The sequence below is a fragment of the Microbispora sp. ATCC PTA-5024 genome, from assembly GCF_000511135.2.
Taxonomy (GTDB): domain Bacteria; phylum Actinomycetota; class Actinomycetes; order Streptosporangiales; family Streptosporangiaceae; genus Microbispora; species Microbispora corallina.
Genome location: NZ_KI866524.1, coordinates 903,158 through 911,699, shown reverse-complemented (window position 1 = coordinate 911,699; position 8,542 = coordinate 903,158). Strand labels below are relative to the sequence as shown.

Sequence of the window (8,542 nt, the reverse complement as noted above, 5' to 3'; positions counted from 1 at the left end):
CCGCGGTCCGGCGGCGGGGGATGACGACGGCGACGGCCCGGCCACGCGGGAGGAGGGGGGCGGCGCGGACTGCCCGGAGGAGAACGGCCGGGGGCCCGCGCCCGAACCCGGGCCGGGCGCCGGGGGAGCCGCGGCAGCGGCCGCGGCCTCCTCCAGGATCGCCGGGGTCGGCGCGGTGTGCTGGAGCAGCCCGAGCAGCACCTGCTCGGCCGTGGGACGGGCGTTCGGGTCCTTGGACAGGCACGCGACGACCGTGTCCCGCAGCGGCGGCTGGAGGTTCCCCAGCTTCGGCTCGCCGTTCAGGATCCGGTTGATGACGGCGGGCAGCGAGTCGTTGCCGAACGGGCTCTCCCCGGTGGCGGCGTGGACGATCGTGCAGCCCCACGCGAACAGGTCGGCGGCCGGCCCGGCGGCGTGGCCCATGATCTGCTCGGGCGACATGTACGACGGGGTGCCGACGGGCCGCGAGGTCAGCGTCGAGGACGCGTCGAGGGCGCGGGCGATGCCGAAGTCGATGACGCGGGGGCCGTCCGGTCCCATGATGACGTTGGCCGGCTTGAGGTCGCGGTGCACGATGCCGGCGCGGTGGATGGCCGCGAGCGCGGTGGCCGTCCCGACGGCGAGGCGGTGCAGCGCTGGACCGGCGAGCGGACCGCCGGTGAGCACGCGCTTCTGCAGCGAGGGGCCCTCGATGTACTCGCTCACGATGTACGGCCGCTCGGCCTCCACACCGGTCTCGACGACCTGGGCCGTGCAGAAGGGGGCGACCCGCTTGGCCGCCGCGACCTCGCGCAGGAAGCGCTCCACCATGTCCGGGTCGGCCGCCAGGTCGGGCCGCAGCCACTTGATCGCGACCTGCTCCCCCGACGGCCCCTCGCCCAGGTAGACGACGCCCTGGCCGCCCTCGCCCAGCCGCCCCGCGAGGCGGTAGGCGCCTAGCCGGCCCGGCTCTCCCGCGCGCAGGGGGGCGACCTCAGCAGGCGGCATGAGGGCGCGCGAACCGGCGATCCATTTCTGGCATATCTGGATTCTGGCTTGTCCTCCGGGAGGCTGGAAGCGTCGTGTCCTGATGGTTGCATTACCAGCCGGTAGCCATCGGCCACGCTCCGGAATATTCTTCCGCCATGAGTGCCATGTATCGGACGCTCGACGCGGGCGTTGTGGACCGGCTCGTCACGCACGTCTCCTCCGAGGGCAAGACACAGGAGATCCGCGCGCCCTTCACGGGCGACGTCCTGGCGGAGGTCCCGGTCTCCACCGCCGAGGACGTCCGCCGTGCCTACGCCGCGGCCCGCGCGGCGCAGGAGGCCTGGGCCGCGCTGCCGGTCCGGGAGCGGGTCGCGCCGTTCCTCCGCCTGCACGACGCGATGATCGACCGCCGCCGGGAGCTGCTCGACATCGTCCAGTGGGAGACCGGCAAGGCCAGGCGCCACGCGAACGAGGAGCTCCTCGACGTGGTGGGCTGCACGCTCTACTTCGCCCGGCGGGCCGCCCGCCTGCTGGAGTCGAAGCGGCGGCAGGGCATCTTTCCGGTCGCGACGCGGGTGACCGAGCTGCGCCACCCCAAGGGCGCGGTGGCGGTGATCACCCCGTGGAACTACCCGCTCGCGCTGGGCGTGACCGACGTGGTCCCCGCGCTGATCGCGGGCAACGCGGTCGTCCACAAGCCCGACGCCCAGACCCCGCTGTCCACGCTGTGGACGATCGACCTGCTCGCCGAGCTGGGCATGCCGCGGGACATCTGGCAGGTCGTGATCGGCGACCCGGCCGACATCGGCGACGCGCTGATCGACGGGGCCGACTACGTGGCGTTCACCGGCTCGACCCGGGGCGGCCGGAAGATCGCGGAGGAGGCCGCCAAGCGGCTCATCGGCTGCTCTCTGGAGCTCGGCGGCAAGAACCCGATGATCGTGCTCGACGACGCCGACCTTGACCTGGCCGCCCAGGGGGCGATCAGAGCCTGCTTCACCAACGCCGGCCAGCTGTGCATCTCCATCGAGCGGCTCTACGTGCAGGAGTCGGTGGCCGACGCGTTCCGCGACAAGTTCGTCCGCGCCGTCGAGAACATGACGGTCGGCCCCGGCCTCGGCTGGGACGTCCAGATGGGCTCGCTGACCTTCCAGCGTCAGGTGGACGGGGTGGCCGCGCACGTGGCCGACGCCGTGGCCAAGGGCGCCACCGTCCTGACCGGAGGCCGGGCGAGGCCCGACCTCGGGCCGCTGTTCTACGAGCCGACCGTCCTTGAAGGCGTGACCGGCGACATGGACGTGTGCCGGGACGAGACGTTCGGCCCGCTGGTCTCGATCTACCGCTTCGGCACCGAGGACGAGGCGGTCGAGCAGGCCAACGACACGATCTACGGCCTGAACGCCTCGATCTGGACCCGCGACGCGGCGCGCGGCCGCCGTGTGGCCGCCCGGATCAAGGCGGGCACGGTCAACGTCAACGAGGGGTACGGCTCGGCCTACGGCTCGTACGACGCCCCGATGGGCGGCATGAAGTCGTCCGGGCTCGGCCGCCGCCACGGGGTGGAGGGCCTGCTCAAGTACACGGAGGTCCAGACCGTGGCCAGCCAGGCGCCCTGGATGGGCTTCGAGCCGATCCTCGGGATGAGCTACGACCGGTACGCCGACACCCTCGCCGGCCTTCTCAAGACGATGAAGCGGCTGCACCTCAAGTGAGCGGCGCGCCCATGGACTACGACGTGCTGGTGATCGGGTCGGGGTTCGGCGGCAGCGTGGCGGCGCTGCGGCTCACGGAGAAGGGCTACGCGGTAGGCGTCCTGGAGGCGGGCCGCCGCTTCGACGAGCGCACGCTGCCGAAGACCTCGTGGCGGGCCCGCGACTTCCTGTGGGCGCCCGCCCTCGGTCTCAAGGGCATCCAGCGCATCCACGTGCTGCGCGGCCGGAACGGCGTCATGGTGCTCGCCGGGGCAGGCGTGGGCGGCGGCTCGCTGGTCTACGCCAACACGCTCTACGAGCCCCTCGACCCGTTCTTCGCCGACCCCCAGTGGGGCCACATCACCGACTGGAAGGCCGAGCTCGCGCCGTACTACGACCAGGCGAAGCGCATGCTCGGCGTGACGCTCAACCCCACGGTGACGGCCGCCGACGAGGTGATGCGGAAGGTGGCCGAGCGGATGGGCGTGGGCGACACCTTCCACCTCGCCCCGGTCGGGGTGTTCTTCGGCGAGCCCGGCGTCGAGGTGGACGACCCGTACTTCGGCGGGGCCGGACCGCGCCGCCGCGGCTGCGTCGAGTGCGGCGAGTGCATGACGGGGTGCCGCCACGGCGCCAAGAACATGCTGATCAAGAACTACCTCTACCTCGCCGAGAAGGCGGGGGCGACCGTGCACCCGGAGACGACGGTCACCGGGGTGCGGCCGGTCGAGGGCGGCTACGAGGTCGCCGCAAAACGGACCGGCCCGTTCGGACGGGCCCGCACGTTCCGTGCCCGGGAGGTGGTCGTCGCGGCCGGGACGTACGGCACGCAGGCCCTGCTCCACCGGATGCGGGCGACCACGCTCCCGCGGTTGTCGCCCCGCCTGGGCGTGCTCACGCGGACCAACTCCGAGGCCCTGCTCGGGTTCGAGCGCCTGGCCGCGAAGGGGACCAGACTCAACCGCGGCGTGGCGATCACCTCCTCCATCCACCCGGACGCGGAGACGCACATCGAGCCGGTCAGGTACGGCGACGGATCGAACGCGATGGGCATGCTCCGCACGCTGCTGGTCGACGGCGGCGGCCGGGCCCCGCGCTGGCTGAGGTTCCTCGGGGCGGCGCTGCGCCGGCCCCACCTCGTGCCGCGGCTGTTCAACCACCGGCGGTGGTCCGAGCGCTCGATCATCGCCCTCGTCATGCAGGCGAAGGACAACTCGGTCACCGTGTCGCTCCGGGGCCGCGGGCTGCGGGCGGGGCCGGGCCACGGCGAGCCCAATCCCACCTGGATCCCCGCCGGCCACCAGGCCGTCCGGCTGGCCGCCGAGGAGATCGGCGGCATGCCGGGAGGGTCCTGGCTCGACCTGTTCGACGTCCCGGCGACCGCCCACTTCCTCGGTGGCTGCGCCATCGGCGACTCCCCGGACACCGGCGTCATCGACCCCTATCACCGGGTGTACGGCCACGAGGGGCTGCACATCGTGGACGGGTCGGCCGTCTCGGCCAACCTCGGCGTTAACCCCTCCCTCACGATCACGGCCCAGGCGGAGCGGGCCATGGCGTTCTGGCCCAACAAGGGGGACCCCGACCCCCGCCCGCCGCTCGGCTCGCCGTACGCGCGGCTCGCGCCGGTCGCGCCGGCCCGGCCGGTCGTGCCCGCGGCGGCCCCCGGGGCGCTCCGCCTGCCGATCGTGGAGATCAAACCGCCGCCCCCGGCCTGAGGCGCAGGTGGGCGGCCGGGTGTGACCGCGCCGATAGACTGGCCGTACCGCTCGCTGCCTTTGGGGGTATCTTCCGGTGTCTGAGTTCGACACGGTCCTGGTGGTCGACTTCGGCGCGCAGTACGCGCAGCTGATCGCCCGCCGGGTGCGTGAATGCCACGTCTACTCCGAGATCGTCCCCTCGACGATGCCGGTGCCGGAGATGCTGGCCAGGAAGCCCAAGGCGATCATCCTGTCCGGTGGCCCGTCGTCCGTGTACGCCGAGGGCGCCCCGGCCGTGCCCCACGGCCTGTTCGAGACCGGCGTTCCGACCTTCGGCATCTGCTACGGCTTCCAGGCCATGGCCCAGGCGCTCGGCGGCCACGTCGCCAGGACCGACGCCGCCGAGTTCGGCGGCACGCCCCTCACCGTCCTGCGCGAGGGCGCGCTGTTCGCCGGTCTGCCGTCCCTGCAGACGGTCTGGATGTCCCACGGCGACTCCGTCGTGGGCGCTCCCGAGGGGTTCGCGGTCACCGCCTCCACCGGCACCACGCCGGTCGCGGCGATGGAGGACCCCGCCCGCAGCCTGTACGGCGTGCAGTTCCACCCCGAGGTGCTCCACTCCGAGCACGGGCAGGCGGTGCTCAAGCACTTCCTCGACGCGGCCGGCTGCCGCCCGTCGTGGACCATGCTCAACATCGTCGAGGACGCGGTCGAGGCCGTCCGCGACCAGATCGGCGAGGGCCGGGCCATCTGCGCCCTGTCCGGCGGCGTCGACTCGGCGGTGGCCGCCGCCGTCGTCCAGCGGGCCATCGGCGACCGGCTCACCTGCGTCTTCGTCGATCACGGCCTGCTGCGCAAGGGCGAGGCCGAGCAGGTCGAGCGCGACTTCGTCGACGCCACGGGCGTGAAGCTGCGCGTCGTCGACGCCTCCGAGCGCTTCCTCAAGGCGCTGGCGGGCGTGACCGACCCCGAGGAGAAGCGCAAGATCATCGGCCGGGAGTTCATCCGGGTCTTCGAGGACGAGCAGCGGGCCATCCTCGCCGACGGGCCGGTGGACTTCCTCGTCCAGGGCACGCTCTACCCCGACGTGGTCGAGTCGGGCGGCGGCACCGGCACCGCTAACATCAAGTCGCACCACAACGTCGGCGGCCTGCCGGAAGACCTGCAGTTCCAGCTCGTCGAGCCGCTGCGCACGCTGTTCAAGGACGAGGTGCGCCGGGCCGGCGAGGAGCTGGGCCTGCCCCCGGCGATGGTGTGGCGCCAGCCGTTCCCCGGCCCCGGGCTGGGCATCCGGATCATCGGCGAGGTCACCCGCGAGCGCCTCGACCTGCTGCGGGAGGCCGACGCCATCGCCCGCGAGGAGCTGTCGCGCGCCGGCCTCGACCGCGACATCTGGCAGTGCCCGGTCGTGCTGCTGGCCGACGTCCGCTCGGTGGGCGTCCAGGGCGACGGCCGCACGTACGGCCACCCCGTCGTCCTGCGGCCCGTCACCTCCGAGGACGCCATGACCGCCGACTGGGCCCGGGTGCCGTACGACGTGCTGTCGCGCATCTCCACCCGGATCACCAACGAGGTGCGGGAGGTCAACCGGGTCGTCGTCGACGTGACGAGCAAGCCGCCCGGCACGATCGAATGGGAATGATCGGGGATCAAACGGTGTGATCTTCGCGCCTCTGGATAGGGTAGCGCGGTGATTGCCACTCAGCCCGTCACAGCGCCGCCGACCGCCCCCGCCACAAGGCTCGCGTGGCTGGACGCGCTGCGCGGCATCGGGGCGATGGCGGTGGTCGCCGAGCACATGCTGCCCTGGCTCATGCCGTCGCTGCGGCCGTACTGGTTCAACCTCGGCATGTACGGCGTGCTCGTGTTCTTCCTCGTCAGCGGCTACATCATCCCCGTGTCGCTGGAGGGCAGGGGCGACGTGCGGGCCTTCTGGATCAGCCGGCTCTTCCGGCTGTACCCGCTGTACCTGCTCGTCATCGCCGTCGTGCTGGTGCTGGCCGTCTGGGTGCCGGTGCGCCCGGCTGTGCCCCGCCACGCGTCGGCCGTGGCCGCTCACCTGTCCATGCTGCTCGACGTCGTCCACGTCGGCGGCGTGGCCGACCCCATGTGGACGCTGTCGTACGAGATGGTCTTCTACCTGCTGGTGACCGCGCTGTTCGTCGGCGGCGTGCACCGGCGCAGCGGGATGCTCGCGATCGCCTTCGGGATCGTCGCGGTCTGCGCCGGGCTGGTGCTGTCGGCGCCGCTCCTGCCGGGCCACTGGCCGGCCATCGCGGCGTGCGCCGTCTTCGTCGCCGGGATCGCCTGCCTGATCACCGGCCGCCTCCGCACCCTGGCGGCGTACACGCTGGGGGCCATGGCGCTGGTGCTGCTGGTCTTCGGCAGCTTCGTGCCGTGGTTCGGCGCGGCGATCCTCGCGGTGATGTTCACCGGGACGGCCATCCAGCGGTGGGAGCGGGGCACCGGCGGCCTGACGCCGGTCGTGGCCGCGGCGCTACTGGTGGCGGTCGCCCCCGTCTGGTCGATCCAGGCCGGCTGGTGGTGGGTGCAGCCCGACGTGTGGATCACCACGATCGCCCTCGCCGGCGCCACCTTCGCGGCCGGCATGGCCCTGCGCGGGCGGCGCGTCCCGGGCGTGCTGACCTGGCTCGGCCTGATCAGCTACTCGGTCTACCTGCTGCACCACCCGCTGCTGCGCTACCTCAACGTGCTCGCCGGCGACCTGGGCACGCTGCCGGCGGCCGCGCAGGCGTCGGTCACGCTGGGCTACCTGGCCGTGCTCCTGACGCTGAGCTGGCTGACCCACCGGTACGTGGAGGCGCCCGGCCAGCGGCTCGGCCGCCGGATCACTCGGCGTCGGTCGTCGGCACAGCCTCGGGATATACCTGTCCCGGGATGAGCTCCTGACCCTCCAGCAGGGTCGAGACCGTCACGAAGCTGTAGCCCTGCCGGGTGAGCTCCTCCAGCACCGCCGGCATCGACTGGATCGTCTCCTTGACCGTCTCGTGCATCAGGACGACCTCGCCCTCGCCCGCGACGTCGAGCGCCTTCTGGGTGAGGAAGTCGACGTGCCGGTAGTCCTTGATGTAGTCCTTGGTCTCGGTGGTGCCGGGGATCTGGATCAGGCCGAACTTGGCCGTCAGCTCCTGCACGCCGCCGTTGCGGAGCCCGCCGGGAGCGCGGAACACCACCGGGTCCTTGCCCGTGGTCTTCTTGATGATCCGCTGCGTGTCGCCGATCTCCTTGTTGATCTCGGCGTACGTCAGGTCGGTCAGGTACTTGTGATCCCAGGTGTGGTTGCCGATCTCGTGGCCGTCCTTGGCCACCTCGGCCGTGAGCTTCGGGTGCTTCTTCACGCGCTCGCCGATCATGAAGAACGTGGCCTTGGCCTTGTACTTCTTGAGCGTCTTGAGCAACGTGCCCGTGTAGTCGGCGGGGCCGTCGTCGAAGGTGAGCGCGATGCACTGGTGCGTGGCGCAGAACGGCTCGTCGTCCTTGGCGGGCTTCTTCGCGGTCGTCGTGGCGACCGTCCTCGCCGATAGGGCCTGCGTCCGGGCGGTTTGGCTCTGAGCCTGCGCCTGGGCCTGCGCTGTCTGCAGGGGCAGGGCGGCCAGGGCGAGCGCGCACGCGGCGGCGAGGGGGACGGAACGGCGAACGGCCATGGCGGACCTCCTCGGGGGATCTTTCACGCGGCATCGTACTGTGCCCGCCCGCCCTCGCCGGTATCGGGCCGATCACGTCCGGTCTCCGCCGGTGGCCGGGCGCAGGGCGGGAGCGGTTAAACCTTCGGCCAAGAACGGGGTTACGGCGCCCTCCGCGCGGGCGCCGTTCGCGATGCTGGCCCGGTCATCGTGATGAGGAACGGCCGAAGGAGGAGGGCGGGTGTCGCGTGCCGCCGCCCGATCGGCGTGGGGGGCGTGGGTCGGGTTCGAGTCCTGCCCCGGCCTGCTCGACCGCCTGGTCGAGGGGTTCCCCGGTCCCTGGACGCCGCTCGCGTCCGTCCCGGTCCCGGTCGCCGTCCCGGCGTCCGGGCCCCCCGGCGACGGGTCCCGAGCGGAGGGCCGGCGGGGCCGCCCCACCGAGGTCCGGAGTCCGGCCGGGCGCGCCGACGCCGCCGAGACGCGGGGCCGGCAGGCGTCCGGCACCGATGCCGCCGAGGCGCGGGGCGGGCACGGTCCC

Annotated in this window: 7 protein-coding genes; 5 read left to right on the top strand and 2 right to left on the bottom strand. The window is 72.6% G+C overall.

All coding sequences use genetic code 11. From position 1 onward, the window contains the following. Positions 1-987, bottom strand: a 987-nt coding sequence (locus tag MPTA5024_RS24665; RefSeq protein ID WP_036329402.1) for a serine/threonine-protein kinase, incomplete at its 3' end; no start/stop codon positions are given. A gap of 137 nt (positions 988-1,124) precedes the next feature. On the opposite strand from MPTA5024_RS24665, the gene MPTA5024_RS24660 reads away from it, so the two are divergent. From MPTA5024_RS24660 to MPTA5024_RS24645, 4 genes are all read left to right on the top strand, one after another. Beyond that, complete coding sequence (locus MPTA5024_RS24660; protein WP_036328400.1) at positions 1,125-2,681, top strand: succinic semialdehyde dehydrogenase; 1,557 nt, start codon at positions 1,125-1,127, stop codon at positions 2,679-2,681. An 11-nt stretch (positions 2,682-2,692) separates the two neighbouring features. Continuing rightward, positions 2,693-4,378, top strand: coding sequence for a GMC oxidoreductase (locus MPTA5024_RS24655; protein WP_036328397.1), 1,686 nt, complete (start codon positions 2,693-2,695; stop codon positions 4,376-4,378). Positions 4,379-4,454: 76 nt separating this feature from the next. Beyond that, positions 4,455-6,002 carry a glutamine-hydrolyzing GMP synthase gene (guaA, locus tag MPTA5024_RS24650; protein WP_036328395.1) on the top strand — a complete coding sequence of 516 codons (1,548 nt, stop codon included), beginning with the start codon at positions 4,455-4,457 and terminating at the stop codon, positions 6,000-6,002. 48 nt (positions 6,003-6,050) lie between these two features. Further along, on the top strand, positions 6,051-7,262 hold the full coding sequence (locus MPTA5024_RS24645) for an acyltransferase family protein (protein ID WP_232326622.1): 1,212 nt from the start codon (positions 6,051-6,053) through the stop codon (positions 7,260-7,262). Here MPTA5024_RS24645 and MPTA5024_RS24640 read toward each other — a convergent pair. Continuing rightward, entirely contained in the window at positions 7,210-8,025 is an 816-nt protein-coding gene (locus tag MPTA5024_RS24640; protein WP_051458608.1) for a polysaccharide deacetylase family protein, read from the bottom strand. The genes MPTA5024_RS24645 and MPTA5024_RS24640 overlap by 53 nt on opposite strands. Before the next feature lie 220 nt (positions 8,026-8,245). Between MPTA5024_RS24640 and MPTA5024_RS42560 the strand changes: the two genes are divergently transcribed. Further along, on the top strand, positions 8,246-8,542 hold a 297-nt coding region (locus MPTA5024_RS42560; protein ID WP_036328393.1), incomplete at its 3' end, for a hypothetical protein.

Bases quoted from the DNA above. Each gene is read 5' to 3' on its own strand.
- MPTA5024_RS24660 (WP_036328400.1), top strand. From the start codon at position 1,125: ATGAGTGCCATGTATCGGACGCTCGACGCGGGCGTTGTGGACCGGCTC.
- MPTA5024_RS24640 (WP_051458608.1), bottom strand. From the start codon at position 8,025: ATGGCCGTTCGCCGTTCCGTCCCCCTCGCCGCCGCGTGCGCGCTCGCC.
- MPTA5024_RS24655 (WP_036328397.1), top strand. From the start codon at position 2,693: ATGGACTACGACGTGCTGGTGATCGGGTCGGGGTTCGGCGGCAGCGTG.